Annotated in this window: 16 protein-coding genes and 5 pseudogenes; 7 read left to right on the plus strand and 14 right to left on the minus strand. The window is 52.2% G+C overall.

All coding sequences use genetic code 11. The annotated features are described in order from the left end of the window. Positions 1 to 110 precede the first annotated feature (110 nt). Together L1889_RS12715 and L1889_RS12720 are read right to left on the minus strand one after the other, a co-directional pair. On the minus strand, positions 111 to 1,049 hold the full coding sequence (locus tag L1889_RS12715) for an ABC transporter substrate-binding protein (protein ID WP_238665420.1): 939 nt from the start codon (positions 1,047 to 1,049) through the stop codon (positions 111 to 113). 83 nt (positions 1,050 to 1,132) lie between these two features. Next, entirely contained in the window at positions 1,133 to 2,023 is an 891-nt protein-coding gene (locus tag L1889_RS12720; RefSeq protein WP_238665421.1) for a LysR family transcriptional regulator, read from the minus strand. A gap of 193 nt (positions 2,024 to 2,216) precedes the next feature. Between L1889_RS12720 and L1889_RS12725 the strand changes: the two genes are divergently transcribed. After that, positions 2,217 to 3,026 (plus strand): DODA-type extradiol aromatic ring-opening family dioxygenase, encoded by an 810-nt coding sequence (locus L1889_RS12725; RefSeq protein ID WP_238665422.1) that lies wholly within the window; start codon positions 2,217 to 2,219, stop codon positions 3,024 to 3,026. A gap of 77 nt (positions 3,027 to 3,103) precedes the next feature. Then, complete coding sequence (gene fdxA / locus L1889_RS12730) at positions 3,104 to 3,436, plus strand: ferredoxin FdxA (protein ID WP_238665423.1); 333 nt, start codon at positions 3,104 to 3,106, stop codon at positions 3,434 to 3,436. 192 nt (positions 3,437 to 3,628) lie between these two features. Here the strand turns inward: fdxA and L1889_RS12735 are convergent. Both L1889_RS12735 and L1889_RS12740 read right to left on the minus strand, forming a co-directional pair. Beyond that, positions 3,629 to 4,638, minus strand: a pseudogene (locus L1889_RS12735) (zinc-dependent alcohol dehydrogenase family protein). 63 nt (positions 4,639 to 4,701) lie between these two features. Continuing rightward, positions 4,702 to 6,729, minus strand: a complete 2,028-nt coding sequence (locus L1889_RS12740) for a ligand-gated channel protein (protein WP_308217635.1) — start codon at positions 6,727 to 6,729, stop codon at positions 4,702 to 4,704. Positions 6,730 to 6,931: 202 nt separating this feature from the next. Here L1889_RS12740 and L1889_RS12745 point away from each other — a divergent pair, with 202 nt between their 5' ends. Then, positions 6,932 to 7,657, plus strand: coding sequence for a response regulator transcription factor (locus tag L1889_RS12745; RefSeq protein ID WP_238665424.1), 726 nt, complete (start codon positions 6,932 to 6,934; stop codon positions 7,655 to 7,657). Positions 7,658 to 7,682: 25 nt separating this feature from the next. On the opposite strand, the gene L1889_RS12750 is transcribed toward L1889_RS12745, so the two are convergent. Continuing rightward, positions 7,683 to 8,219, minus strand: coding sequence for a cytochrome b (locus L1889_RS12750; RefSeq protein ID WP_238665425.1), 537 nt, complete (start codon positions 8,217 to 8,219; stop codon positions 7,683 to 7,685). A 206-nt stretch (positions 8,220 to 8,425) separates the two neighbouring features. Between L1889_RS12750 and L1889_RS12755 the strand changes: the two genes are divergently transcribed. After that, positions 8,426 to 9,856, plus strand: a complete 1,431-nt coding sequence (locus L1889_RS12755; RefSeq protein WP_238665426.1) for an amidase family protein — start codon at positions 8,426 to 8,428, stop codon at positions 9,854 to 9,856. Positions 9,857 to 9,946: 90 nt separating this feature from the next. Here L1889_RS12755 and L1889_RS12760 read toward each other — a convergent pair whose 3' ends face one another. The 3 genes and pseudogenes from L1889_RS12760 to ilvD form a co-directional block, all read right to left on the minus strand. Further along, complete coding sequence (locus L1889_RS12760; protein ID WP_238665427.1) at positions 9,947 to 11,035, minus strand: AI-2E family transporter; 1,089 nt, start codon at positions 11,033 to 11,035, stop codon at positions 9,947 to 9,949. 143 nt (positions 11,036 to 11,178) lie between these two features. Beyond that, positions 11,179 to 12,015 (minus strand): NAD(+) synthase, encoded by an 837-nt coding sequence (gene nadE / locus L1889_RS12765; protein WP_238665428.1) that lies wholly within the window; start codon positions 12,013 to 12,015, stop codon positions 11,179 to 11,181. Positions 12,016 to 12,155: 140 nt separating this feature from the next. After that, a pseudogene (ilvD, locus tag L1889_RS12770) lies at positions 12,156 to 14,020 on the minus strand (dihydroxy-acid dehydratase). Positions 14,021 to 14,178: 158 nt separating this feature from the next. On the opposite strand from ilvD, the pseudogene ppc reads away from it, so the two are divergent. Next, positions 14,179 to 16,984 (plus strand): annotated as a pseudogene (ppc, locus tag L1889_RS12775) (phosphoenolpyruvate carboxylase). An 86-nt stretch (positions 16,985 to 17,070) separates the two neighbouring features. Here ppc and L1889_RS12780 read toward each other — a convergent pair. Then, positions 17,071 to 17,253, minus strand: coding sequence for a hypothetical protein (locus L1889_RS12780; RefSeq protein ID WP_238665429.1), 183 nt, complete (start codon positions 17,251 to 17,253; stop codon positions 17,071 to 17,073). Between the two features lie 34 nt (positions 17,254 to 17,287). Between L1889_RS12780 and L1889_RS12785 the strand changes: the two genes are divergently transcribed. Next, on the plus strand, positions 17,288 to 18,496 hold the full coding sequence (locus L1889_RS12785; RefSeq protein WP_238665430.1) for a class I SAM-dependent methyltransferase: 1,209 nt from the start codon (positions 17,288 to 17,290) through the stop codon (positions 18,494 to 18,496). On the opposite strand, the pseudogene L1889_RS12790 reads toward L1889_RS12785, so the two are convergent. Then, positions 18,493 to 19,631: pseudogene (locus L1889_RS12790) on the minus strand (tRNA nucleotidyltransferase/poly(A) polymerase-related protein). The gene L1889_RS12785 and the pseudogene L1889_RS12790 sit on opposite strands and share 4 nt — an antisense overlap. Beyond that, on the minus strand, positions 19,631 to 21,691 hold the full coding sequence (locus L1889_RS12795) for a lytic transglycosylase domain-containing protein (RefSeq protein WP_238665431.1): 2,061 nt from the start codon (positions 21,689 to 21,691) through the stop codon (positions 19,631 to 19,633). The pseudogene L1889_RS12790 and the gene L1889_RS12795 overlap by 1 nt, the downstream one beginning before the upstream one ends. A 99-nt stretch (positions 21,692 to 21,790) precedes the next feature. On the opposite strand from L1889_RS12795, the gene L1889_RS12800 reads away from it, so the two are divergent. Next, entirely contained in the window at positions 21,791 to 22,423 is a 633-nt protein-coding gene (locus L1889_RS12800; protein WP_238665432.1) for a 5-formyltetrahydrofolate cyclo-ligase, read from the plus strand. 99 nt (positions 22,424 to 22,522) lie between these two features. On the opposite strand, the pseudogene metF reads toward L1889_RS12800, so the two are convergent. The 3 genes and pseudogenes from metF to ahcY all read right to left on the minus strand — a co-directional run bounded on the left by metF (position 22,523) and on the right by ahcY (position 25,155). After that, positions 22,523 to 23,361, minus strand: a pseudogene (metF, locus tag L1889_RS12805) (methylenetetrahydrofolate reductase [NAD(P)H]). Beyond that, positions 23,358 to 23,696: a phage holin family protein gene (locus tag L1889_RS12810; RefSeq protein WP_238665433.1), complete on the minus strand. Its 339-nt coding sequence runs from the start codon at positions 23,694 to 23,696 to the stop codon at positions 23,358 to 23,360. The pseudogene metF and the gene L1889_RS12810 overlap by 4 nt, the downstream one beginning before the upstream one ends. Before the next feature lie 40 nt (positions 23,697 to 23,736). Continuing rightward, complete coding sequence (ahcY, locus tag L1889_RS12815; RefSeq protein ID WP_238665434.1) at positions 23,737 to 25,155, minus strand: adenosylhomocysteinase; 1,419 nt, start codon at positions 25,153 to 25,155, stop codon at positions 23,737 to 23,739. Positions 25,156 to 25,192: the final 37 nt, after the last annotated feature.

Below are 25,192 nucleotides of genomic sequence, written 5' to 3' on the forward strand. Positions count from 1 at the left end.
GGTAGGGTTTGAAGCAGCGTCGATGACTCAAAGAAAAAGCCGCCTATATTGTGGGTGTCTTCTTCCGCATCTATGGAATCACACATTAGCACCAGCTAACTTCAACAAAACTACTTCATTGCGGTCAACAAATCATCGGTGATTTCTTTCAGGTTATTCAAGCCGCCACCTATGATGTACCAGCCATTAGGGTCCACGTACACAACGCGGCCTTCTTTGAAAGCCTGCGTCTGACTTAGCAGCGGATGCTTTTCCAAAGTACTTGCAGCAGTTTTCTCTGCTCCATTGATGGCACCACGATCTAATACGATCAACCAGTCCGGCTCTGCCTTGGCAATAGCTGCCATCGCTTCCGCACGCGCGGCTTCTGCAGCTTTAGCCTCTGGGGAACCTGGCTCAGGGCGAGCTGCAGCCGGCGCCTTAGGGTCTTTTGCTGGCAGAACCGACGTCAGACCTGCCAGTTCATAGGCATACCCGAAGCGGTCTCCGGGCACATGCGCAATGACGTTATCGCGTACAACAAAAAGAAAGGCTGCGGTTTTTCCCTGATTAGCAGCGTGCAATGCTTTTACATTTTCATCGATAACATTGATCGCCTCTTGAGCCTGATCTTTTTTCTGAAAAGCGTCGGCCAAAGCCAGATTACCTTGCCGGAAACTGTCGAGGAATGCCGAAGGGTCACTCTTCAACATCGCTGTGGGCGCAATTTCCTTTAGCTTTGGAATCTCTTTTTGTGAACGTCCGCCGGCAAAGATCAGGTCTGGTTTCAACTTTACTAAAGCCGGATAGTCGGGTTCGAACAGAGTGCCCACCACAGGGCTGTCGCTGAACTTGGCCAAGCTTCCCTGATAACTCGACTTCGGCACACCGGCAACTGCAATATCGAGTGTATTCAAGCTGTCGAGCACAGCAAGGTCAAACGTAACAATATTGCTCGCAACCGAAGGAAGACTAATAGCGCCTTCACTATGCACGAGGTCGAAAGCCATGGCCGGCAACGTGACAGAGAGGACGGCGCACATACTGGCAAGACGGATCGGAAATTTCACTTGCTTCCCCACTAATAGTAATGATAAGGATTCGTATTATAGTGACTTTGGAATCCTTTAGCTCATCTGAGTTAGCACGTTCGCTATTGATTACTTTTAAGTTTGTCCGCAAGGAAATCGATAAGAACCCGTACGCGAAAGGGTATTTGCCGGTTACTGGGCAACACGACATATACACCGAGTTCCGGCGGAGGAAACTCGGTAAGGATTGCCTTAATCTGCCCGGCGGCCAGGCTTTCAGCCACAATAAAATCAGGCTGATAGCTAATCCCCATTCCCCTGACTGCCGCCTGATTCAACACCACCCCATTATTCGAATGCAAATGTGCCCGTACCGGAAACTCAGCAGGCTTGCCATCCACAAGAAACTGCCAGACATCATAGTTACCGCTAGCGGTATAACTGAGACAGTCATGATTAAGCAAATCCACAGGGTGACGAGGCTCTCCATGCCGCGCCAGGTACTCTGGCGAAGCCGTGACCACTATCTGCACCGCACCTATCCTGCGGACAATATCGCTGTCGGCAAAGCGCTGGGTAATGCGAACCGCAAGGTCCATCCCCTCTTCAATTAAATCAACACGCTGATCGTTATAATTCATCCTCAGGCGAACCTCAGGGTGCTGTTCCGCGAACTCCAGCAGGAATGGCGCCAAACATCTCACGCCATAGCTTAACGGCAGACTCATTCGTACAGCACCTCGCAATGTCTGGTGCTCTTCTGCAAGCTCAGTTTCAGCAGACTCTACCAAATCAATGATCTCTTTGCATTTTTCAAGATAAGCGCTGCCCGCCGACGTTAGCGTTAACCGCCGAGTGCTGCGAGTCATCAGTTTGATTCCAAGGGCTTCCTCTAGCTGTGCAATATGTCGAGTAACAATCGAGCGGGCGATCCCCTTCTCACGTGCAGCAGCGGAAAAACTGCCCTGCTCGGCTACGCGAACAAACATTTCCATTGATTTAAGCTTGCTCATTGTTGCTTTTCCCGGAACAAAGATGTCTGAATTGTCATCTATTTAAGATTGATAAACAACGTTAAAGTTTACCTATGGCACTGGATAACATAAGTTACTGCCACATACAGGCGGATGCTGTCCACATCGCACCTGGTTCCGGCCAGGAGTAAGCTGTTCCGGCGGCGCGGCCTAATTAAAAGAGAGATCAGATATGAAAACGACGAGATATCCCGTATATTTTGTGTCTCACGGCGGCGGGCCGTGGCCTTATGTGGACAGCATGAGGCAAATGTATGCCAAGACCGCCCACGAATTCAGCGCTCTGCCAGGGCGCCTCCCAGGCAAACCCAAAGCGATACTGGTCATTTCAGGTCACTGGGAAGCCCAGGACTTTACCGTCTCCACCGCTCAGCATCCGCCCATGGAATACGATTACTACGGATTCCCTGAGCATACCTACCATATCAAGTATCCTGCGCCGGGCTCTCCTGCTTTGGCCACACGCATAAAAACGCTGCTTGCTGATAGCGGCTTTAGCCCGCGCGAAGATTCATCCCGTGGTTTCGACCATGGTACTTTTGTACCACTGAGCCTGATGTATCCAGACGCAGAGGTCCCCGTTGTAATGCTGTCCCTTAAGTCGAGCTACGATGCAGAGGAACACATTCAGGTCGGGCAGGCGCTGGCTCCGCTACGGAACGAAGGCGTACTGATTATTGGCAGTGGGCTCACCTACCACAATATGCAGGGGTTCAGGCGCACCGAGTCCACCCCAATCGCCGAAGCATTCGAAGCCTATTTGAATACGGCCATCGGACAAGCTGAAGCAAACACGCGCAATCAAATGCTGGTTCGCTGGGACACCGCCCCCGGGGCCCGGCTCGCGCATCCAAGAGAAGACCATCTGCTGCCCCTTATGGTGATTGCCGGAGCAGCGGGTGCTGACGTAGGAAAAACGGTCTTCATCGACCACGTCATGGAAGTGCCAATGGCCTCATATGAGTTCGGTGGCAATCAGTAACGCTCTTTTCGTCGCCTGAATAAACGCCAACAATTTAAGACTGCTTAAGCAACCCAAAGAAAGGGAACACGAAGACAATGCCATTTGTTGTTACTGAAAGTTGTATCGCCTGCAAATATACGGACTGTGTGAGCGTATGCCCCATGGATTGTTTTTACGAAGGCCCCAACTTTCTCGTGATCAATCCAGACGAATGCATTGACTGCTCAATTTGTGTCGGAGAATGTCCGGTCAATGCCATCGTAGAAGAAAGAGACATTGATCCCAGTCAGGCACATTTCGTGCAGATCAATCGCGATCTCTCGAACGACCCTCGATGGAAACGGATCACAAAGACCCGAGACCCTTTGCCCGAACACGAAACCTGGGCCAGGGTAAAAGACAAGTTACACCTGCTGGAACAAGGCTAAGCACGAGGGCCGCGGCGGCGCCGCTGTCCTCTGCTACCACAGGTGCAGCATTGCGCGTAGAGGGCAGTCTTTGGCGTTAGCCGAAGTGTGGCCGTAACTCACGATTAAAGGAAAGCACGCACGTGCCTATCGTAATAACGCGCCGACGACTGCTCTGCTTTTATGCGGATCGGTCGTCGTTCCTCCTGCTCCCTAGATGTCGAGCACGATTTTCCCGAAATGCTTTCCACTCGCCTGATGCTGAAAGGCAGAGACAATATCTTCAAGTGGAAAATGGCTATCAATTACCGGTCGCAAGCCGATGACCTCAATAGCACGTACAAAGTCTTGCTGCTGCCGACGGCTGCCAACGATAAAGGCCTGCAGGTGCACCTGCCGCGCAAGAGCCAGCCCTAAGGGCAACTGACTGGTGACCCCACTAAGCACCCCAATTACTGCAATATGGCCGCCTACGCGGCTAGCCACAATAGATTGAGCCAGCGTCGCTGGCCCACCAACTTCAATCACATGATCGACGCCCCGGTTAGCCGTCAAGCTGCGAACCGTTTTCCCCCAGTCTGGATCCTCACGATAATTAATGACCTCGTCGGCACCCATGGCCTTAAGCCTGTTTAGTTTCTCGTCGCTGGAAGATGTTGCGATCACGTGTGCCCCTGCCAGTTTTGCCAATTGCAAGGCAAAGATAGAAACTCCACCTGTGCCTTGTACCAGAACAGTTTCACCCGGCTTAAGCTGACCATTTTCAAATAAGGCACGCCAGGCGGTTAGTCCCGCAGTGGTAAGCGTCGCCGCTTCAGCGTGGCTATATCCTTGCGGAGCCCGGGTGAATGCAGTGGCTGGCAGCGTTACCTGTTCTCGTGCAAAACCGTCGATGCCATCGCCAGGTGTACGGCCAAAGCCTGCAAGCTGCGGTTCACCATCAAGCCAGTCAGGAAAAAGGTGCTGACCACGTGATCGCCAACAGCGAATTCGCTCACCCCTGCCCCTACTGCTATAACCTCACCGGCCCCGTCTGACATAGGGATACGCTGCTCGGTGGGTGGCGTGGCTCCGCTGACGACCCCCAGATCATGATAATTCAACGAACTGGCTCGAATACGTACGGTAATCTCGCCAGCTTCGGGGGCTCTAGGCTCGCTTATGCCTGCAACCACGTTGTCAAAGCCACCACCGGCCTGAACGTAAATAGTTTTAATGCTCATGTGTACTCCAAATGCAGTCTTAGGCCTGCTGATCGCACTGGCGTTCTGCTGGAGCCCATGCCTTTAGAACTTCAGACTCATACCCAGCCAATAGCGGCGTCCATCTTCAACATTACCATATTCTTCGTAAGTGACTTCTTTATCAAATGCGTTGTAAACACCTGCATATAGGGTGGTGCTTTTATTTAGCGCATACGATGCTCCTAAATCCACAAAGGTATAAGAAGGAGCCACCAGTGAACTGGACGATGCTGAAGTAATGGGCTGGCTTTCTTTACCTCGGTAATTAAGTCGTGCCCAGCCCTCCAGTGCGTCCGAAGGCTGCCAATTGATCGTTGCAGTCACCAAGTGCTTAGGCAACTGATTCAAAGGCTGTCCTTTGAATTCACCTGACTTCTGCTCTGACTTCGTGAAGGTATAGCTACCTGACATAGACCAATCATGCGCAATAGGCCAGCGAACGCTGGCTTCTATGCCTCGAGACACTGCTTTATCCACGTTGCTGTACGTTGTGGGGTTCGAGCCAAACTGATTTGGCCCATCGGTACATTGCGTCAGGGGGCAATCAACACGAGTAATCTTGTCTTTGAAGTCGTTATTGAATAAAGTCAGCCCTGCGTTAAAACCAGCGCCATCGTCATAAATAAGGCCTATCTCTTGCGAGACAGATTTTTCAGGAACCAGATCAGGATTACCGTACATATTACCGCCACGGCTAACCTGGCCCCATCCGGCTACTGTCTGACGCAAATCAGGCGCCCTGAAACCTGTAGATACCCCACCTTTTAAAGACCAACGCTCTGCCATGTGCCAGACGGCGTACAGGCGCGGGCTAAAGTGTTCTCCGAAGTTCTGGTCGTGATCCATACGCAACCCTCCAGTCAGTGCGAAGTTGTCTGTTATGGCCCATTCATTCTCCGCAAACAGCGCCCACTGGTAGCGATCCACCTGACTCGGCCCATTTTCGATTTGGTTACCCGTTTGGTCTATCAAGTCTTGTTTTAGATAGCTTGCCCCGGCAGTAACCATGTGGTCCCCCAGCGGTACCGACCAGGTCGTCTGCAAGTCAGTGTTCTTGATTTTCATTTGGCGAGAACGGTTATCGAACTCCTCGTGCTGGGCATAACTGTCAGACACACCCAGCCCCCACCGTCCGGTATGGGATAAAGCAAACTTATTGCTGCGATAATCTGTCTCAGAAGACGCCGGACAACCTGAACGGCCGCACTGCTCGCCGGGATCCAAAGGCGCCACTGTTTTCCCTAATGTAGAAGCATATTTTTGACGTGAAGTCGTGGCCTCCAGAACAATATCGTGATCACGATTGGGGGTTAAGGCAAATTTTGCCGTCAGATTCGTTGCATCACGTTTGCGAAAACCGCTGTGAATGTGGTCTTCGTCGCGCTGCGTGTACTGTCCGTACAACTGGACCCCCAACAGGTCTGACTTGAGTGGTCCCGATAGATAAAAGTTTCCCTGATGGATATTTCCAGACTTACCGCTCTCTTGTATGGTCGTATCAGCTCGCAGCTCTCCGCCCCAGTCGGTTGGAACCTTGCGAGTAATAATATTGATCACTCCACCCATCGCATCTGAGCCGTACAAGGATGACATCGGGCCACGCACCACTTCAATGCGCTCAATGGCGGAAATTGGCGGTGTCCACCCTCCCTCCACCCCGGCAGAATCCGAGTTCGTTCGGGTTTCCCTGGAATTCTGACGCTTTCCATCTATCAGTATCAGGGTGTACTTGCTTCCCATACCCCGCAAACTAATGTCTTGACGATCACCACCACCGGTAATAATGACTCCCGGCACCTCAAGTAAAGCATCACTCACATCACGGTAAAACTTTGAGTCCAGATCTTCACGCGTTATGACGCTGATTGAGGCAGGAGCATCCCTGATTTCCTGCTCAAACCCCGATGCGGTAACCACCACTGCTCCCATCGTGGTCACCGGAGTTGCCGGGGCAGCCTGTGCGCCAGCAACCGCAGGCAGGCCACACAACCCTGCCAAGCACAATGCCGCTACCGTATAACGCCCTGCGGCTACGCCTTCTTCAATCGACGCTCTATTGCTCGTAAACACAAACTACTCCTTTGGATCACTACTTAAGATTAGGGCTTGCCCATACTGCTGAATGAGAACTATTATTAATAAGATAGATATATGAACATTCATGAACAAGCTCCCTTCCCATAACTTTGGCCTTCTTAAGACTTCTTAAGATAACGCCTGCATCTCCTGTTGCAGAAAGGATGCATTTGATAAATAGTCATACTCTTAAGCTATGTCCACCCCTTCTTTACGTACTTCCCGCAGTGTCATGATCGTTGATGCGAACCAGCCCGCATCAGCCGCCATAAGCAAATATCTGTGCCGCGCTTCTTACATCAGCAAATGCGTCAGCACCGGTGCCCAGGCAATTCAGCTATTGCATGAACAACAATTCGATATGGTGCTACTGCATGCTGAGTTACCGGATATAGATGGTATTGAAGTGCTTAAGCATTACCGTTCTTATTCAACGCAACCGGTCATTATGTTTTCTGACGGAGACTCAGAACCAGACCGTGTTCTGGGGCTAGAGCTGGGGGCAGACGATTACCTTGGCCGGTTCTTTAGCTTTCGCGAACTGCAAGCCCGCATCGACGCCATACTGCGTCGCAGCCTTTCATCTGCGCGGGCAACGGCTCCCTCTGCATTGAAAGTAGGCACTCTTTCTCTTGATCCTTCCACAGGAAGAGCCACGTTAGCGAACGAAGAAATTGTATTGACAGGGGCCGAACAACGCATTTTGGAAAGTCTTATGCGTTGCGCAGGCCGCCTGGTAGAGCGCTCTTTTATTGGCGCTTTCGCTTTAGGCCAAACGCCCGGGCCTTATGATCGCAGCCTGGATACGCATATCAGCAGTTTGCGTAAGAAATTACGCTTGCATGCCGCTGAGACCCAATTAAAAATACGCAGCCTGCGGGGGCAAGGCTACGTTCTGACAAGCGTCTCTGCCAACCCCTGATTTGTCGGGTGGCTGGCAAAGGGCGTTAACCAAGCATTTTCGGCAAGACATTGGTCTGCGAGTCACGACGATGCCAGAACACCATAGATACATGCCCCAAAACAGTCGCAAACAGCAGCCAGCCTAGTTCGCCATGTAAAAGCCCACCGAGATCGGTCATCCACTTAATGGTATTGTCACTAGCCTGCATAACAGGAATACCGAAGTAATTAAAAGCGCGTCCGGAGCCATATTGACGCAGTAAGGCTATGCTTGGCACAGCAAGCATCAATGCATAGATGAAGCGATGTCCCCACTTAGCTGCCATGCTAAGTGCCTGATACTGGGCTCGATGCATAAAAGCCCACGCCGCGCGTAGCCACCAGAGCAAAAACAAGGTGAAGCCTACAGGACGGTGCCAAGGCCATACGGCGTCAGATAATGGGGTTTCATCCGCAAAAAAACGTACAAGAGCTGTAAACAGCATCCATGCAAAGCCCACTGCCATCGCCCAATGGAAAAACCGGGTCACACTATCATAGGGGCGCAAATTAACAGATGGGGTTAATGTAGAAGAGGACATTCTTACTTCCATAAAACAACAATTATAAATACCTGCGTGCAACAGCAATTTGTCCACGCAATGAACTCAGTAACCAAACAGACCCTCAAAAACCGAATTGGTTGCGTTGCGCGCCCGATACACATCAACTTTCTTAGTATTTTACAGAGGGGTAATGCTATACATACATATTCAGACGTTATCAATTTTTGATTCGGACCTGTACTATGGATCGCTACGACTATTTGCTCAATTTGCGCAATGCTTCCACCGCTCTGCTAGTGGGCGATATTTCGGCAGTCGAACTTTGCAAGTTAAGCCTTGATCGAATTCGCCAGCATGCTTCGCTTAACGTTTTCATCAACGTTGACGACGATGGCGCGCTAAAGCAAGCACGCGACTACGACTCCAGCAGCCCTGAGCATAAGCGTACGTTGCCATTAGGTGGTATTCCCATCGCCATAAAAGACAATATCCACGTTGCTGGATTGCCCAATACAGCAGGTACCCCGGCCTTAAATGCCTTTGTTCCCCAGCACGATGCACCTGCAGTAGCGGCGCTGCGGGCAGCAGGCGCCGTTATTGTAGGCAAAACTCATCTGCATGAACTGGCTCTGGGGGTCTCGGGCTATAACAGTGCGTTCAATTCAAACGAGTTCACCGGCACACGCAATGCGAGAAACACCGCTCATATTGCAGGAGGCTCTTCCTCGGGCAGCGCGGTCGCTGTGGCAAGCATGATGGTTCCGCTGGCCTTGGGCACGGATACGGCCGGGTCAATCCGCCTGCCGGCGGCACTTAACGGGTGTGTAGGGTACAGGCCGTCGCTAGGACGCTATGCAACCGAGGGAATAACCCCGACTTCTCCATCGCGGGACACCATAGGGCCCCTTGCATCCAATGTGGTCGATGTCGTTAAAATTGATAGTCTGCTCAGGCCTAATGCAACCCCGCCCGCCAGCTTTAAGGGTCCGATACGCCTCGGCGTAGTAAACGAATTCTGGGAATCCAGCTCATCTGAAGTCATGGCGGCTTGTCAGGCTGCCCTTATACGCATAGAAAAATCCGGCATCCAATTGGTTGATGTCTCACTTAAGAACGTCGCTAAACTGGCTCCAAAATGCGGCGGCCCTATAGTCATGCACGAACATCTGACGGCTCTTACGCAGTATCTGCTTGCCTACGACATTGGTGTTTCTTATTCAGATATACAAAAAAGCATTGCCAGTCCCGACATCAAAAAATTACTGGATGCCTTTATTGCTCCACAGCTTATTCCCAATCTCGCCGGAGAGCTCGAAGCCTTGTATCCCATTTATCAGCAGGCAGTAACCCACTGGTGCCCGGCGATGCTGCACGATTATCAAACCGTCAGCGCCCAGCACGAGCTGCATGGCTTTATCTTTCCTACTGTAGGGGTATTAGCACCTGAAGCCACCCAGGCAAGCAGCAATGCGGCAAGTTTCGAAATGCTTGCGTCCAACGTCAATCCCGGCAGTTGTGTAGGTTTGCCCGGTATCAGCCTGCCCGTGGGAATCGGTAGCCATAACTTGGCCATAGGCATGGAAATTGATGTCTTGCCTGGCAAAGATGACCTGCTGTTTATTATTGCTTCGAAGGTAGAGCAGGCTCTGGGGTTTGCTAAAGGCTTCGATTAACGCCGTAGGATCTTACGATACGGCATTAACCTGATGGCAGTTACGGTTTGACTTCTGGTGGAGTAGTGTCGAGGCTTTGATCTGTTAAGACTACAGGCGATTTTTTCGCGACGCAGGGGCCAGACTTTTAGACAGTGGAGTCTCGTGGATCCATTCACGCCAAATCGCCACTAGCAGTGCCATTAACACAGGCCCAATAAACAGGCCGACAAAACCCATGGTTTTGACCCCCCACCAAGCCGAAAAATGTGGGTAAAAAAGGCAGCTTGACCGGCCCCCGACCAAACGGGGACGGAGCGTTTTATCGACAATAAACAACTCGATAGCTCCCCATAAGAACAAACCTACGCCCGCCACCATCTTGCCTGAACCGATTAAATATAACGAGACAAGGGTAAAGGCCAATGGAGCACCGCCGGGTATCAGCGCCATAAAACCGGTAATTACCCCCAGCAATACAGGTGAAGGGACTCCGACCACCCAATATGCTATACCCAGCACTACACCCTCGCCCAATGCGATCAGGCTCATACCCGTAACAGTCGAGTTGACCGTAGCCGGAACCACGCGCGAAAACCGCTGCCAGCGACCGGGCAAAATGCGTTCGCCCACGATGTCCAGTTGCGCAAGTATGCGATCACCGTCTTTATAGACAAAGAACAGCGTGATCAGCAGAAACAACAGGGATAACAACAGGTGAAACACGTTACCGGTGGCAGACAGCACCATCCGGTAAATATTTCCAAGGTGCTCACCACTGACCATTTCTACCATTGTGCCCAATGCATGCGGCTCTGCCAGATAGTCTTCCCAATATTCGGACAGCCGTTGCCCTGCCAGAGGCAGTGCACTGATCCAGTCTGGGACGGGCATGCCATGACGATTGGCGGCTAAAGCCCAGCCTATAAAGCTGCTGGCTTCTTGGATGGCAAACGAAAGTGCCATTGATAACGGCACAATCAGCACCAGAATTACAACTAGCAGCGCTAGCGTGGCAGCTAAGGTATGTCGGTGCCTGCACCTGACTAATAACCTTTTATACAGAGGCCAACTTGCTAAACCGATAATCAAGGCGCCTAAGACAGGAACCAGGAAATCTTTCAAGAAGTACAGCCCCGCCAACACCACCAGCAGGAGCAGCCAGCGCGCGATAAGAAAAGCAGGGATTACTGGGTGCATAAAATATTTTTTTTGTCGTGAATCTTACAGATCACTTAAAAGGTTTAGTGTCGACAATAACATGAAGCCACTTTGTAACGACTCTTAATCGACAAAAAAATCGCAATAATTAAGCTGTATCGAGACGCGTTGCAGCACGATGCTCAATTTCCTGGTTGTGCAGGAAGAGCCCTTTTGTGGCCAGAGCTGCGATAGTGACGCACAATAATATCGAAAGCCACGGCATCAACTGCTTTGCCTTCCAGAAAATCGTCAATTTGATCGTAGCTGACACCAAAGGCGACCTCATCAGGACGCATAGGCGTCAGGCTTTCAAGGTCTGCCGTAGGCACCTTGTTGACCAGGTAACCCGGCGCCCCCATTGCCAGCCCCAACGCACGAACCTGGCGCTTGTTCAGGCCCGCCAACGGCATGACGTCGGCGGCACCGTCTCCAAATTTAGTAAAAAAACCCATCAGGGCTTCTGCGGCGTGATCACTGCCCAGGACCAGGCCGCTCGCAGCGGCGGCACTGGCATATTGAGCCACCATCCGTTGACGCGCCTTGATATTGCCCACGACAAAGTCTTGCTGCGCTTCATTTTCGAAACGCTGCCCTGCATCAAGCAATTGTTTAAGCATAGAATCAGTTGGCGCTTTGATATCGACAACTAGCTGTTGATCGGGTGCAATGAATTTCACGCTGGCGTCTGCTTCAGCCGCATCGGCTTGTTCACCATAAGGCAGGCGCATCGCAATGAAACTCGCCTCGTATCCCTGCGAGCGTAACTGTTCTGCAGCACGTTGGGCCAACGACCCAGCCACCAATGAATCAACCCCACCACTTATGCCCAGCACCATAGCCCGCCCACCACTATTGCGCAGGTAGGAGGCCAGATAGTCGACTCGTTTGGCCACCTCATGCAGAGGATCAATCGTCGGCTTGACGTTGAATTCGCTAATAATATGTTGCTGTTGACGTTGCTGATCTGCGCTGAGCATGAGTTTTCTCGTATAAAGAACTTCGGTTTATGCCATCCTGGCGGAACACTGCCTTGCTTCCACACTTGAAATAAGCCTGACCGAAGCAAAAAGGGTGTTGCCGTGACGGCAGCACCCCTTCTGACAGCGATAAGTATCGCTTATCTGCGAGTAAGCTGACTTACGTCACGTACCGCACCACGATCGGCCGAAGTGGCCAGTGCGGCGTAGGCCCGCAAAGCTTGTGAAATAACCCGGGGACGATCTTCTTGTGGCTGCCAGGCATCAGGACCCCGTGCTTCCATCTCGGCTCGGCGACGTGCCAGTTCATCATCGCTAATCGCCAGATGTATGCGGCGATTGGGGATATCGATCTCGATAATATCACCCTCTTCGACCAAAGCAATATTACCGCCTTCGGCTGCTTCAGGAGAAGCATGACCAATAACCAGGCCAGAAGAACCACCAGAAAAGCGGCCATCGGTAAGCAATGCCGCTTTGGCACCTAAACCTTTGGATTTCAGGTAAGAGGTGGGATAAAGCATCTCTTGCATGCCTGGACCACCTTTGGGACCTTCATAACGAATAATGACCACGTCACCTTCGGTCACGCTGCCATTTAGAATGCCTTCGACCGAGCTTTCCTGACTCTCGAAAATACGGGCCTTGCCTGTGAACGTTAAAATGCTTTCGTCAACACCGGCAGTTTTAACAATACAGCCATTTTTTGCGAGGTTTCCGTATAAAACAGCAAGGCCACCGTCTTTGGAGTAAGCGTGTTCGATATCGCGGATACAGCCATTTTCGCGATCTATATCCAAATCTTGGTAATAGCGATCTTGGCTAAAAGCTGTTTGCGTAGGAATGCCCCCTGGAGCAGTCAAAAAGAACTTCTCAACGGCCTTGACGTTATTACCGCACACATCCCAGCGCTTGATTGCCTCGCCCAAGGTGCCACTATGCACGTTCGGCTCGTCCAGATGCAATAGTCCGCCACGACCAAGCTCGGCAAGTATGCCCAAGATGCCCCCAGCACGGTGTACGTCTTCCATGTGGTAGAGCTCGGTAGCCGGTGCTACTTTGCATAAGCACGGAACACGACGTGAAATGCGGTCGATATCCGTCATGGTGAAGTCAACACCCGCCTCTTGGGCTGCAGCCAGCAAGTGCAACACGGTGTTAGTCGAGCCACCCATCGCCACATCAAGTGTCATGGCATTTTCAAAGGCGTTAAAGGTAGCCACGCTACGCGGCAGCACTGAGGCGTCGTCTTGTTCGTAATAGCGTTTGCACAGTTCGACAATCAGGCCGCCAGCCATTTCAAACAAACCCTTGCGGCGTGCATGAGTGGCAACAATAGTACCGTTGCCTGGCAAGGCCATGCCCAAAGCTTCGGTTAAGCAGTTCATGGAGTTGGCCGTAAACATGCCTGAACATGAACCACATGTGGGACAGGCGTTGACTTCGATTTCTGCCAGGTCCTCGTCTGAAACACTGTCATCAGCCGCCTGAATCATGGCATCGACCAAATCCAGCTTCCGTATTACGGTTTTGCCGTCTTTAGAGGTGACCTTACCCGCCTCCATGGGCCCGCCCGATACAAAAATGGTGGGAATGTTGACGCGCATTGCAGCCATCAACATACCGGGGTGATCTTGTCGCAGTTCGAAATACATACCATCGCGTCAGCGCAATGCGCATTGACCATGTATTCTACGGAGTCAGCAATAAGCTCGCGGGAGGGCAGCGAATACAGCATACCGTCGTGACCCATCGCAATACCGTCATCTACCGCGATAGTATTGAATTCTTTGGCAACACCGCCAGCGGCTTCAATTTGACGTGCCACCAGCTGGCCTAGGTCTTTTAAATGAACATGACCGGGCACAAACTGAGTAAATGAGTTCACGACAGCAATGATGGGCTTGTCGAAGTCGCCATCTTTCATGCCAGTCGCGCGCCACAGGGCACGCGCACCGGCCATATTGCGACCATGCGTAGAAGTACGAGAACGATATTGTGGCATGTGATCTCTAGCTAAAAAAAGCGTGATAAAGAAGTTTATGATAAACGCGCAAGCAACTTAAAGCGAATCAACTGTAAAAAAATAACATCACCTCAAGCAGTTGCTGCAGCGCAGCATTTATACTTTAATTATAAAAACACCATCCATGAGGAGCAACCATGTACGGCAACGCCCCAATCGGCACATCATCACTACGTCAAGACATACGATTATTAGGCAAAGCCCTTGGCGATGTAATCCATGAAACCGACGGCGAAGAAATCTTCACTATTATTGAAGGCTTAAGACGCTATGCCGTGCGATATCGTCGTGAAGGTGACAGAAGCGAACTGGATGCCCTTGAAAACAGCATCCCTGAGTTGACAAAGGAACAGGCTCATACCGTGGCCAGGGCTTTTGCCTATTTTCTGCATTTATCAAATATTGCCGAAGACCGGGAGCAAAATCGTCAACGCGATAACGCGGACCTAAGTGCGCAGGCCGGATCGCTGGAACGGGCTGTGAATCTGTTATCCGAACAAAGCAATAGTGCACAGTTGCTTGAGTTTCTAGCTCGCGCCAGTGTGGTGCCAGTATTAACAGCACACCCTACAGAAGTTCAACGGCAAAGTACGTTGGCATTGCACAAGGATATTGCCACCCTGCTGCCCGAACTTGATGGTGAAAAGCGACGCAGCCAGCGCGAGCATCACCACCGTTTGGCGGGGCTGGTAACCACCTTGTGGAAGACAAGAATGTTGCGTCAGCACACGCTGACTGTGGCTGATGAAATTGATAATGCCCTTGCTTATTATCAGCATACCTTTCTGGCCGCGATCCCCCAACTTTACCATAACCTCGATTTACTGCTGCACGAACAGGATTCCTCGAGCCATGCTGCGCCATTGCGCCCGCTACCCGCGTTTTTGCGCATGGGCAGCTGGATTGGCGGTGACCGTGACGGCAACCCCAACGTTGACGCAAGCACGCTAGAACAAGCTTTGCTGCGCCAATCCAGCACGGCTATCCTTCATTACCTGAAAGAAGTAAAAGCCCTCGGCACCGAGCTGTCGTTATCGGAATCACTGGCTCCGGCCAGCCCCGCACTCATGGCCTTGTCCGCAGAAAGCCAGGACCTGTCACCACATCGTATTGACGAACCTTACCGCCGGGCATTTATACATTTTTATGCCAGACTCGCCGCTACTGGACAGCGTCTTACCGGGCGCAGCCTGGCGGCGCGCCCTACTTACTCTGCTCCAGCCTATGCGACGGCTGCCGAATTCCAGCACGATCTGCAAACCATCGCCGACTCGTTGTCGGATAGCCATGCTGCCGTTATTGCCGACCTACGGTTGCGCGACCTCATCCAGGCGGTGGCCGTCTTCGGCTTCCATCTGGCCACTATCGATTTACGTCAAAGCTCAGATGTACACGAGCGGGTCTTGACTGAGCTTTTCCAGGCAGCGGGTATTGAGCATAACGGCGAACCTGTACGCTACGGGGCCCTATCAGAAAGCGATCGTATAGCTATTCTGCGTAAAGAGCTGGCTGAAACGCGTCCGCTAGTCTCTCCCTGGCTCAGCTATTCCGCAGAAACAGAAAAAGAGCTGGCTATCTTGCGTTATGCAGCGAAGGCCAGAACCTGCTTCGGTTCACAAGCGATTGAACAGACTATTGTGTCGCACACCGAAACGTTGAGCGATCTTCTCGAGGTCCTGGTGTTACAGCAGGAAACCGGCCTTATCATTCCCGGCATGCACGATGGTCTGGCCTCTGGGCTGATGGTAGTGCCTCTGTTTGAAACCATCCCAGACCTACAGCGTGGCGCCGAAATTATGGCTGACTACCTGGATCTTCCCGAAGTCAGTGCAAGGGTCAAGTTAGCTCAAAACAGTGTGCAAGAGGTCATGCTGGGATACTCAGACAGCAACAAAGACGGAGGCTACCTGTGTTCAAACTGGTCACTTTACCAAGCAGAACGCGAACTGGTGGCGGTTTTTAAGCAAAGAGATATACGTCTACGCCTGTTCCACGGCAGGGGGCTCCGTCGGGCGGGGTGGCGGATCCAGCTTTGATGCCATTCTGGCTCAGCCGCCCGGTACGGTTAACGGTCAAATCCGGCTCACCGAACAAGGCGAAATTATCCAAAGCCGCTATAAAGACGTAGATGTAGGACGCTGGCACCTGGAGATGTTCGTGGCAGCCACCCTCGAAGCCAGCCTAAGCACCGAGGCTTGCAGCGAAGACACCTACATTGAGCGCTTTGGTGATGCGATGCGCTTCATGTCTGAAACAGCTCAAAAAAATTATCGCGCTCTGGTTTATGAAACGCCTGGCTTTAACGAATACTTCTTTAACGCCACTCCGGTTCAAGAAATCGCGGGCTTAAATATTGGTTCGCGGCCCGCCTCGCGTAAAACCACTCAGCGCATTGAAGACCTCCGGGCTATCCCCTGGAGCTTCTCATGGGCGCAATGCCGTCTTCCCTTGCCGGGCTGGTATGGGGTGGGGAGCGGAATCCAGCGCTATCTGGATGAAGGTGTACCCAATGGGCCTGAAACGCCAGCAGAGCGTTTAAAGCAACTTCAGGAAATGGCTGCAGAATGGCCTTTCTTTAGAACACTGTTGTCAAACATGGAGCAGGTCCTGGCCAAAACCGATCTGGATATCGGTGCTCGCTATGCTCAGCTGGTTGAGGATCAAACCATGGCTCAAGACATTTTCAAACGTATTAAAGACGAATTTCATTTGTGCTGCTCGCTATTCACGCAGCTTAGCGGCTATGAGCTGCTGGACCATGACCCTGCTTTGCGCGCAGCGCTTACCGAGCGCTTCGCTTATATAGACCCCTTGAATCACCTCCAGGTTGAACTATTACGGCGCCAGCGCAATGCCGGCGATAAAGGCAGTGATGATTATGCCCAAGAGGCCATACACATCACCATTAACGGTATTGCTGCCGGCCTGCGAAATTCCGGCTAATCCGTTTTGGGTCTCTGTTGCCGACACAATTAGCAAAGGCTGCGTAAAATGGGGGTTCCGTTCCGTTACGACGGAACCTTCATTTGTCATAGAGTATGAAAAACCTGCTCTCGCGCCCTCTCTGGCGTATCTTTATTATTTGCATTCCGCTGTGGTTCGTATTCAGCAATTTCTTGCTGGCGGCAATCTCCGCTATTTTGTTCAGCTTTCTGGTGGGCATGATCATGGAGATTTATCGCGCGGGCCAGCGCAAAAAACACATGGCTCACGCCCCCAGCTCCTTAAATCTACGCTTCGCCCATTATGAAATACCTGCACTCCCCTATTGTTCCTACAGGTCTGCCTCAACTTGAAGCCGAACTGATACCCCAGCTCGATATCAATCACAATTACCTGTCGGAAAAAATCGAAGCACAGCAAGATAATTTCTTGCCCTTTGATCAGTGGATGCATCAGACCTTATATGCGCCAAATATAGGCTATTACAGCGGCGGCAGCACCAAATTTGGCAGCGGGCTGCCTGTGGGCGACTTCACAACCGCGCCGGAACTTACCCCGCTATTCGGTCAAAGCCTTGCAGTGCAGATTCATCAGGTGCTCAGCCTAAGCCAAAGCGTAGAAGTACTTGAGTTCGGAGCCGGTAGTGGTACCTTGGCAAAGGCCATCATTCCCGCATTACTTGATCTGGGTATTGATGTGCAGTATTCCATACTTGAAGTTTCGCCCAGCCTGAAGCAACGCCAGCAAGAAAGCCTGCATCAGTTTGGCGAACGGGTGCGCTGGCTAGACCAGCTGCCTACCGACTTTGTCGGCTGTGCCATTGCAAATGAAGTGCTGGACGCCATGCCGGTTCACCTCATAGAGCGTGAGACTGCCGGTGTGTTTTCTGAGCTTGGGGTCAGCCTGGCCACGCAGCCCACTGTCAGCCCTTTCACGTGGGCCGCTCAGGCCGCTAACGATGCGCTGGCACGCGTGGCTGAGGCTCGCTTCCCCAAGGTTGACGGTTATCGTAGCGAAATTAACTTGCAGGCTGAAGCATGGGTAAGGGAAATTGGTTCATGGTTAAGCAAAGGCGCGGTTTTGCTATTTGACTATGGGTTTCCGCAACACGAGTACTACCACGAGCAGCGTGCCGAAGGCACCCTCATGTGCCACTTTCGTCATTACGCCCATAGCGAAGCACTACTGTTTCCAGGCTTGCAAGACATTACCGCTCATGTCGACTTCACCGCCATGGCTGATGCCGCACTAGAAGGCGGTCTGGACGTCATGGGCTATACGTCGCAGGCTCGTTTTCTGATGAACAGTGGTTTAGTGCAACGCCTGGAGCAACTCGCACCTGCTGGCAACGATAGCGCTGAAACAGCCAGATGGGCTCAGACGGCAAGCGCTGTCCAGAAGCTCTTTTCTGAAGCCGAGATGGGTGAACTGTTTAAGGTACTGGCGGTAGCAAAAGAAATTGACGGGCCGCTGATTGGTTTCTTGTCTGGTGACAGACGCGACCGTCTTTAAGATAAAGCCTGTATACGGGCTTGCTGCAACGCGGCCTTGATTCTCACCCCATCGCCTTGATGGGCCCGGGCAATGGCTGCAGCATCGATCTGGTCGGCCCTGTCGCGCCATTGCAGCCAATTCTCGGCATCAACATGCCGGTAACATGACAGACACTGCAATAGCTGAGTGAAACGCTGTGGTCGCCTGAAGGCATCACAGCGCTCAAGCCAGTTCAGGCGGGATACTGCCGTTGCATCTGCGCTAAGCGCGACCTCCTGCAAGCTTTGAGCTGTCAATCGAGCCAGATCCCTATACTCGGCAGGAGCACGAATACGCTGCGACAGTTCTACAGCCTCAGATGAGCAGGCAAGCAACACGGCATAACGTTCCCGAGTGCCCAAGCCACGGGAGACAGCCTTTTCCAAAGCGAGTTCTACCTGTTGATTAAGCTCCAGCCCCGGCAGCGTTTTCTCAAGTGCCGCGACTTCTTGCATAACGTCAATAAAACGCCAAGGAGCATCGTACGTCAGGGCTTTACGCAATTCTTGCCAGATGCGCTCAGGAACCAAGGCATCGACCTCGCCTTCGCTGACCAGTTGCCGTGCTAGTGTCAGTGTTTCCGGCGCAATAGAAAAATCAAAAAACGCGCCGCAAAACGTGCTAAACGCAATAAACGCACGGGATCCTCAACAAAGGCGCCATCCACGTGCCGCAAAACCTTCAAGTTTAAATCGCTAAGTCCTCTTAAGGGGTCAACCAACGTGCCATCGGCGCCTAAAGCCATGGCGTTGATCGTAAGATCGCGCCGCTTCAGGTCATCGGCCAGTGTCACGTCAGTGCCAGTGTAAAAAGTAAAGCCCCGGTACCCTCTGCCCGACTTTCGTTCGGTGCGAGCCAGAGCAAACTCTTCCTTGGTTTCAGGGTGTAAAAAAACCGGAAAATCGCCCCCTACCGGAATGAAGCCCCGCTTGGCGATCTCCTCGGGAGTGCTACCCACAATGACCCAGTCTCGATCGCCCGCGGGCTGCCCCAGCAGGGCATCACGAACAGCGCCGCCCACCACGTACACCTGCAGCCCGTGCAGATACGCGTCAGGCTCCGGTGTTAACTTGAGCAGACGCTGTTGATGGGCTGCTGTTAATGTGGATGTCATCAGGGCAACGCGACCGTCGTTTCAGCTTCAGGCGATATCACGCCTAATCGTTGCTTAAGTGACTGTGGCTGACCGGTAAATACCATTGAGTAATAAGTTGCGTTAGATAAAACGTTTTTCACATACAGGCGCGTTTCAGTAAAAGGGATCGTCTCGGCAAAAATAGCCCCTTCAACCGGCACTTGCAAGCGTGACCGCCAGCGTACAGGCCGCTTAGGACCAGCGTTATAGCCAGCCGACGCGAGCACCTCTGAGCCATCAAGCTGCTGCAGCACCATATTCAGGTAATTGGTACCCAGTATGGTATTCGTGTCAAAGTCATTAACGCTAGAGGGAGTAAAGCCTTGCATGCCAATCCGATTGGCCACCCACTTAGCAGTGCCCGGCATCAGTTGCATAAGGCCAGATGCGCCCACCCCTGAGCGGGCATCAGTAATAAATCGAGACTCTTGCCGAATCAAGCCGTATACCCACGCAGGATCGAGGTTAATGAGCTTTGCTTTTTCAGTGACCCGTCCTTCAAAGGGCGCCACAAAACGCTGACTAAAGTCAATTTCATTCCGTGTCAGCAACGACGTATTCACCACTCGATCATAGACATGCTCGCTACGAGCGATTTCAGCGGCAGCGCGTAACTGACGGTCGTTCATGCCACGAATAGCGAAAGCCCACTCGGACACCGCCTCGGATCTCCATCCCAAATCAAACAGTTCAATAGCCCGCACAATACCGGGACGCGAACGAACCTCGGCAATTTCGGCATTTGTCACCGCAGTAGGTTTAGGTGGCAACGTAATCAGGCGGCCCAGCTCTTCGCTGGCCAACTGCCCATAAAACCCAAGATCGCTGGTGATGGACTCAAACTGCGCCTTGGCTTGAGCACGATCGCCCTGAGCTTGCAGGGCGCGTGCTCTCCAATAGACCCAGACCGGCTCTGAAGCCTGCGCTTTAGTCATTTTCTCGACACTGGCCTGAACTCGCCTCCAGTCTATTGAAGGCTCGCGGAGCTCGGCCCGCACCTCCCAAGCGTGGTTATAGTCTGTCATGCGAGTCAGGCCAGACAGGCGGTACCAGGTAGCGGCATCTGGTTCGACGCGTAATGCGGCCACCAGACCAAACTGACCCCATACCCAATCAAGATTTTCCGCAGGCAGTTGCTGCGCCCATTTATTGCGAATGTAATCGGCCTGAACCTGACGATTTGACTCACGGCCCAAGCGGGACAGCGCCAAGGTGACAAGTTCTTGCTGAGGCACACCACTGACTGCGCCCTGGCGATTCAGCCACGCCTTCGGAGCGGCCATCAACGACGTGTAGTCTTTCATTTCGCTGCCATCAAACAGGATCGCAGCCAAACGGCGCGCCTCTACAGGCTTGGCACTTTCAATGGCGGCTCGCATGAGGCCCCGAATGTCATCCCAGCCCGCTACCTGATCGGTGTAGAGCTGGTCTAACATCGTCCAACATGCACTGCCCGGCCGGAACTGCTCGAGTGCCAAATTGAGATCAACGGCCTGACCAGTCATATGTTTGGCATAGTGCTGAGCGCAACGTGTTTGCGAATTGCCCAGGTCGGCTGGATTCAGCTCATTGACTAAAGCGTAGTCGCCCCTTCGTGCTGCGGCAATTGCCCAATCACCTTTTAAACGCTCGGCCAAATAATGATCGGCATTGGTTCTTAAAAAGTGGTTCAGAGAATCAGCAGGAGGTACTGCAGTGGTAGTGTGCAATTGCTGACGCAAATGCCAGTAGCGTGGATAGGCACCCAGCACAGGGTCTCCCGCGGCCTGTTCTGCCAAGGCAGGCAGTGCAGACCAGCGCTTAGCCTCAAGGGCCGCACGGGCGCTTAGGACGGCAGAGCGGGCCTGTGGAGTAACATCAGGCTTATGTTCCCAACGTGTTGCTGGCGCAGGGGCGGGATTGGCCATCGCCAGGCGCAGCACATCATCAGCAGACGGAAGAACTTGGACTTCATCCGATTTCTGGCTAAGCTTCTGGGGAGGCTGTGCGCCCACACATCCCGCCAGCCCTAAAATCGATAGCAAGGCAAGAGCCGTCATCTGTGGCACGTCAAGCAAGGTTTTAGAACGGGGGTACTTTTCTGGTACCGTAACGACTTCAACGTCATCTTCACTTGCCTTTAAAAATTTAAGCTAACCATGAACCAAAACGTAGAGCATAACGCAAGTACCCTACGCAAACGATTGCTAGAAAAACGAAGCCAACAAGAACGCATGGATACCAACCGGGGCGGTCTGTTGATTCGAGGTCGTTTGTTTACGTGGCTGGCAACAACTCGCACACGACTAAAACAAGCAGGCAAACCTTTTCCGAACAAGATTGCTGCCTTTTGGTCTTTAGACGGCGAGCCAGAGCTACAGTCATTACTTTACCAACTGGTAGACGAGGAAGGGATCGAAATATCGTTACCTTGCGTCGTCGCTCCCGATAGCCCCTTGGTGTTTCGACCCTGGCATCCCGACTCGAACATGAATGCGGGTAAATACAATATACAAGAACCCGACACCACAGAAGTCGCCGATCTTCCAGATATTGTACTGGTCCCAACCCTGGGCTTTACGCGGCAAGGCGACCGGGTCGGATATGGTAAAGGTTATTATGATCGTACTTTAGCGCAGCTTAAAGCACAAAATCACCCCTTTACCGCTATTGGCGTTGCCTGGGCAGTTGGCGACTTAAGCGCTGAAAACTACCAGCCCCAGCCTCACGACTTTCAGCTGGACGGCATACTTACCGATAAAGGCTGGGCGAAAGCGGTTCCTGCCCTGTAAAGATACACATCACCGTATTTCCAGACAGCAATGGCTACGTTTAACGTAGCCATTGTTTTATTCAAGCTATCTTTTAGCTTGCTGACCGGCTAACAGAACTTAGCTAAAGCTAAGCTTAGGTATTACCGACATGGCGGCATCTGATCCATTCAAGGTATAAAAATGCAATCCGGGTGCCCCACCATCAAGCAAGTCCTGACAGAGCTGGGTCACGACATCGACACCAAAGGCTCGGATTGAGTCTCTGTCGTCGCCAAAGTCAGCTAAACGCAATCGGACCCAACGCGGAACTTCAGCACCACACATGTTCGAAAACCGAATTAGCTGCGATGAGTTGGTAATAGGCATAATTCCCGGAATGACAGGAATGTTCACCCCTTTAACCTGCGCGCGTTCAACAAAGTCGAAATAAGCGTGAGGATTAAAGAAATATTGCGTGATCGCTCCGTCAGCCCCTTGATTGACCTTATCGACGAAATGAGCCATATCAGTATCGAAGCTGGTGGCTTGCGGATGCATTTCCGGATAAGCCGCCACCTCGATCGTGAACTCATCGCCGCTATGCTCCCGGATAAACTTAACCAGCTCACTGGCATAACGAAGCTCTCCGGCATCCCCTCCCATACCTGAAGGCAAATCGCCTCGCAAAGCGACAATACGGCGGATGCCCTTGGCGTGGTAGTCGTCAAGAACCGCAGCCAGTTCGGCACGCGTAGCACCAATACACGATAAATGAGGCGCTACATCAAAACCCAGTTTTTGCAATAAGCCCACTGCGCCTACGGTACCCGCACGGGTAGTGCCCCTGCCCCGAAGGTGACACTAACGTATGCGGGATGCAGTCCTTGCAAGGTTTTAGCGGATCGAACCAGCTTTTCCTGTGCAGCAATATCACGGGGCGGAAAAAACTCCAGGCTCAGCGACTGCGTTTGAATCATGAAACCAGTAACCTCGACAGTAGCCCGGACACCAGGCTGTAAATAATGGCCCCAATCATGGCCCACCAGAACCCGTTGACCTTAAAGCCGCTGAGCACCGAACCAGCAAACCAGAACACCAAAGCGTTCAGCACAAGCAAAAACAGCCCTAAGGTAACGATAGTGATAGGCAAGGTCAGTATGGTCAAAACAGGTTTAACGATGGTGTTAAGTAAACCTAGCACCAGTGCTGCGATTAACGCAGAGCCAAACGATGCGACGGCAATACCGGGCAAAATATAGGCCACTACCAGCAGTGCAACAGCATTAAGTATCCAAACAAGCAGTAAGGTCATGTTGAGGCTCCTGAAAAGGCGTCCGCAGACGCCTATGGGTTTAGTAACGGTAGTGGTCTGCTTTGTAAGGGCCCTCTACCGGCACATTGATATAGTCAGCTTGCTCCGGGCTTAACTCGCTCAACTGTACACCTAATTTTGCAAGGTGCAGACGAGCTACTTTTTCGTCAAGGTGCTTGGGCAATACATAAACCTTTCCTGTTTCGTATGCTTCGCCGCGTGTAAACAGCTCAATCTGGGCAATCGTCTGATTCGTGAACGACGCCGACATCACAAATGAAGGATGGCCCGTTGCGCAGCCTAAATTCACCAGACGGCCTTTAGCCAGAAGAATGATCCGCTTACCGTCAGGGAAAATAACGTGGTCAACCTGTGGCTTGATCTCTTCCCATTCGAGGTCTTCAATAGCAGCAACATCAATTTCGTTATCAAAGTGACCGATATTGCATACGATGGCCTGGTCTTTCATGCGTTCCATGTGCTGACGATTAATGACGTGGTAGTTACCTGTTGCTGTCACGAAAATATCAGCCTTGTCTGCCGCTTCTTCCATTGTTACAACACGGTAGCCTTCCATTGAAGCCTGAAGCGCACAAATAGGATCGACTTCAGTTACCCAAACCTGTGCCCGTAACGCAGCCAATGCCTGGGCGCAGCCCTTGCCCACATCGCCAAAGCCGATAACAACGGCGACCTTGCCCGCCACCATGACGTCGGTTGCACGCTTGATACCGTCCACCAAAGACTCACGGCAACCGTAAAGGTTATCGAACTTGGATTTGGTGACGGAATCGTTAACGTTAATGGCGGGGAAAGCCAACTCGCCCTTTTTAGCCATCTGGTAGAGACGGTGCACACCAGTCGTGGTTTCTTCGGTGACGCCTTTAATTTGCGCCAGGCGTGTTGAATACCATGTAGCGTCCGTCTGCAGACGTGCCCGGACCGAAGCAAAAAGCACGCGCTCTTCTTCGCTGCCCGGAGCATCAAGCACCGAAATGTCTTTTTCAGCACGTGCGCCAAGATGCAGCAAGACCGTCGCATCGCCACCGTCATCTAAAATCATATTGGCCTGATTCTCGCCGGGCCAGTCAAAAATATCGTGGGCGTACTGCCAGTACTCTTCAAGAGTCTCGCCCTTAACAGCAAATACAGGCGTACCGCTGGCAGCAATAGCGGCAGCAGCGTGATCTTGGGTAGAGAAAATATTGCACGATGCCCAGCGAACCTCGGCGCCCAGGGCCACCAGGGTTTCGATAAGGACAGCTGTCTGGATGGTCATGTGCAGGCTGCCGGCAATGCGTGCGCCTTTTAGAGGCTGCGATGCAGCATATTCTTCGCGAGTGGCCATCAAGCCTGGCATTTCAGTTTCAGCGATCGCGATTTCTCGACGGCCCCAGCTGGCCAGTGCGATGTCAGCAATAACGAAATCGGAAAATGCGGTATCGGTAACGGCGTTCATAGAGTGCTCCGGTTAACATGCATAAGCCGGGACACAC

The organism is Paenalcaligenes niemegkensis (assembly GCF_022230885.1).
Classification (GTDB): domain Bacteria; phylum Pseudomonadota; class Gammaproteobacteria; order Burkholderiales; family Burkholderiaceae_B; genus Paenalcaligenes; species Paenalcaligenes niemegkensis.

Coding starts and splice junctions, on each gene's coding strand:
- L1889_RS12795 (WP_238665431.1), bottom strand. CDS start 21,691: ATGACGGCTCTTGCCTTGCTATCGATTTTAGGGCTGGCGGGATGTGTG.
- L1889_RS12760 (WP_238665427.1), bottom strand. CDS start 11,035: ATGCACCCAGTAATCCCTGCTTTTCTTATCGCGCGCTGGCTGCTCCTG.
- ahcY (WP_238665434.1), bottom strand. CDS start 25,155: ATGAACGCCGTTACCGATACCGCATTTTCCGATTTCGTTATTGCTGAC.
- L1889_RS12725 (WP_238665422.1), top strand. CDS start 2,217: ATGAAAACGACGAGATATCCCGTATATTTTGTGTCTCACGGCGGCGGG.
- L1889_RS12755 (WP_238665426.1), top strand. CDS start 8,426: ATGGATCGCTACGACTATTTGCTCAATTTGCGCAATGCTTCCACCGCT.
- fdxA (WP_238665423.1), top strand. CDS start 3,104: ATGCCATTTGTTGTTACTGAAAGTTGTATCGCCTGCAAATATACGGAC.
- L1889_RS12750 (WP_238665425.1), bottom strand. CDS start 8,219: ATGTCCTCTTCTACATTAACCCCATCTGTTAATTTGCGCCCCTATGAT.
- L1889_RS12800 (WP_238665432.1), top strand. CDS start 21,791: ATGAACCAAAACGTAGAGCATAACGCAAGTACCCTACGCAAACGATTG.
- L1889_RS12785 (WP_238665430.1), top strand. CDS start 17,288: ATGAAATACCTGCACTCCCCTATTGTTCCTACAGGTCTGCCTCAACTT.
- L1889_RS12745 (WP_238665424.1), top strand. CDS start 6,932: ATGTCCACCCCTTCTTTACGTACTTCCCGCAGTGTCATGATCGTTGAT.
- nadE (WP_238665428.1), bottom strand. CDS start 12,015: ATGCTCAGCGCAGATCAGCAACGTCAACAGCAACATATTATTAGCGAA.
- L1889_RS12720 (WP_238665421.1), bottom strand. CDS start 2,023: ATGAGCAAGCTTAAATCAATGGAAATGTTTGTTCGCGTAGCCGAGCAG.
- L1889_RS12810 (WP_238665433.1), bottom strand. CDS start 23,696: ATGACCTTACTGCTTGTTTGGATACTTAATGCTGTTGCACTGCTGGTA.